Consider the following 2,898-nt stretch of genomic DNA (forward strand, 5'->3'; position numbering starts at 1 on the left):
TCCCACGCCACCTCCCTCTTCCCGTAACCCAAGACTTCAGAATTTAGAGAACAAGAGAGAACAGGGACCATATGTCCAGCGAATCCTCCTTCGGCCTCATGCAGATCGGCCTCGCCACCGCGGAAGACATCCGTGGCTGGTCTTACGGCGAGGTTAAGAAGCCGGAAACCATCAACTACCGCACGCTCAAGCCCGAGAAGGACGGCCTCTTCTGCGAGAAGATCTTCGGCCCGTCCCGCGACTGGGAATGCTACTGCGGCAAGTACAAGCGCGTGCGCTTCAAGGGCATCATCTGCGAGCGGTGTGGCGTTGAGGTCACCCGCGCCAAGGTCCGCCGTGAGCGCATGGGCCACATCGAGCTGGCCGCCCCGGTCACGCACATCTGGTACTTCAAGGGTGTCCCGTCCCGCCTGGGCTACCTCCTTGACCTGGCTCCGAAGGACCTTGAAAAGGTCATCTACTTCGCCGCCTACATGATCACCAGCGTCGACGCCGATGCCCGCCACGAGGAACTGCCCAACCTCCAGGTTGAGCACGACATCGAGAAGAAGCAGCTGATCGACAACCGCGACTCCGACATCGCCACGATCGCCCGCGACCTCGAAAACGAGATCGCGCGCCTCGAGGGTGAAGGCGCCAAGGCTGCCGACAAGAAGAAGGCCCGCGACTCCGCCGACCGCCAGATGGCCAACGTCCGCAAGCGCGCGGACGCCGAGATCGAGCGCCTCGAGCAGGTCTGGGACCGCTTCAAGAACCTCAAGGTCGCCGACCTCGAGGGTGACGAGGGCCTGTACCGCGAGCTGCGTGACCGCTACGGCATGTACTTCGAAGGCTCCATGGGCGCCGAGGCCATCAAGAAGCGTCTTGAGGGCTTCGACATGCAGGCCGAGTCCGACCTGCTGCGCGACATCATCGCCAACGGCAAGGGCCAGCGCAAGACGCGCGCCCTGAAGCGGCTCAAGGTGGTCAACGCGTTCCTGACGACCAACAACAGCCCGCTCGGCATGGTGCTGGACGCCGTCCCGGTGATCCCGCCGGAACTGCGCCCGATGGTCCAGCTGGACGGCGGCCGCTTCGCGACCTCCGACCTCAACGACCTGTACCGCCGCGTGATCAACCGCAACAACCGCCTCAAGCGCCTGCTTGACCTCGGTGCCCCGGAGATCATCGTCAACAACGAGAAGCGCATGCTTCAGGAAGCCGTTGACAGCCTGTTCGACAATGGCCGCCGCGGCCGTCCGGTCACCGGACCGGGCAACCGCCCGCTGAAGTCCCTGTCCGACATGCTCAAGGGCAAGCAGGGTCGTTTCCGCCAGAACCTCCTTGGTAAGCGCGTTGACTACTCCGGCCGTTCGGTCATCGTCGTCGGCCCGCAGCTGAAGCTGCACCAGTGTGGTCTGCCCAAGCAGATGGCCCTGGAGCTCTTCAAGCCGTTCGTGATGAAGCGCCTGGTTGACCTCAACCACGCGCAGAACATCAAGTCGGCCAAGCGCATGGTCGAGCGTTACCGCCCGCAGGTCTGGGACGTGCTCGAAGAGATCATCACCGAGCACCCGGTGCTGCTGAACCGTGCACCTACCCTGCACCGTCTCGGCATCCAGGCGTTCGAGCCGCAGCTGGTCGAAGGCAAGGCAATCCAGCTCCACCCGCTGGTCTGTGGCGCCTTCAACGCCGACTTCGACGGCGACCAGATGGCAGTCCACCTGCCGCTGAGCCCCGAAGCCCAGGCCGAGGCCCGGATCCTGATGCTGTCCTCGAACAACATCCTGAAGCCGTCCGACGGACGCCCGGTGACGCTGCCCTCGCAGGATATGATCATCGGCCTCTACCACCTGACCACCAAGCGTGTCGGTTCAGCTGGCGAAGGCCGGATCTTCTCCTCCGTCTCGGAAGCCATCATGGCGTTCGACCTGCACGAGCTGCACCTGAACTCCAAGGTCAAGATCCGGCTCGAGGACTTCGTCCCCTACGCCGGCTGGGAAGCTCCCGAAGGCTGGGAGCCGGGTCAGACCACGCTGGTCGAAACCTCCCTGGGCCAGGTCATCTTCAACCAGACGCTGCCCGCGGACTACCCGTGGGTGGAGGCTGTTGCCGACAAGGGTGAGCTCTCCCGGATCGTCAACGACCTCGCCGAGCGTTACCCGAAGGTCGTCACGGCGGCAACGCTGGACAACCTGAAGGATGCCGGTTTCTACTGGGCAACCCGCTCGGGCGTCACGGTCGCCATCTCCGACATCGAGGTCCCGGCCTCCAAGCCGGAGCTCCTTGCCGGCTACGAGACCATGGCCGCGAAGATCCAGGGCCAGTACGACAAGGGCCTGATCGACGACGACGAGCGTCGCCAGGAACTGATCGAGATCTGGAACAAGGCAACCAACGAGATCGCCCAGGCGATGCGTGACAGCCTGTCGCCGATGAACACCATCAACCGCATGGTGTCCTCCGGTGCCCGTGGTAACTGGATGCAGGTCCGTCAGATCGCGGGTATCCGTGGCCTGGTGGCCAACCCGAAGGGTGAGATCATCCCGCGTCCGATCAAGTCCTCCTACCGCGAGGGCCTGTCGGTGCTGGAATACTTCATCGCCACGCACGGTGCCCGTAAGGGGCTGGCCGATACCGCGCTGCGTACCGCCAACTCGGGTTACCTGACCCGTCGTCTGGTGGACGTGTCGCAGGACGTCATCGTCCGTGAAGAGGACTGCGGCACCGAACGTGGCCTCGTCACCCCGATCGCTGTGGCTGACGCCAACGGCGAGCTGGTCCTGGACGAGAATGTCGAGAACAGCGCCTACGCCCGCACCCTGGCCGTGGACGTCGTTGACGCCAAGGGCAAGGTCCTGGCAGCGGCCGGTACTGACTGCGGCGACGTCGTCATTGCCGAACTGTTCGCGGCCGGCA

At 64.1% G+C, this 2,898-nt stretch carries 1 protein-coding gene; it reads left to right on the forward strand.

Translation table 11 applies throughout. The features are described from left to right. Nucleotides 1–71 precede the first annotated feature (71 nt). Nucleotides 72–2,898 (forward strand): DNA-directed RNA polymerase subunit beta' (gene rpoC, locus ABLI39_RS17275; RefSeq protein ID WP_349414786.1); only part of this gene is annotated, 2,827 nt, incomplete at its 3' end.

The organism is Pseudarthrobacter sp. B907 (assembly GCF_040137805.1).
In the GTDB taxonomy this organism is placed as follows: domain Bacteria; phylum Actinomycetota; class Actinomycetes; order Actinomycetales; family Micrococcaceae; genus Arthrobacter.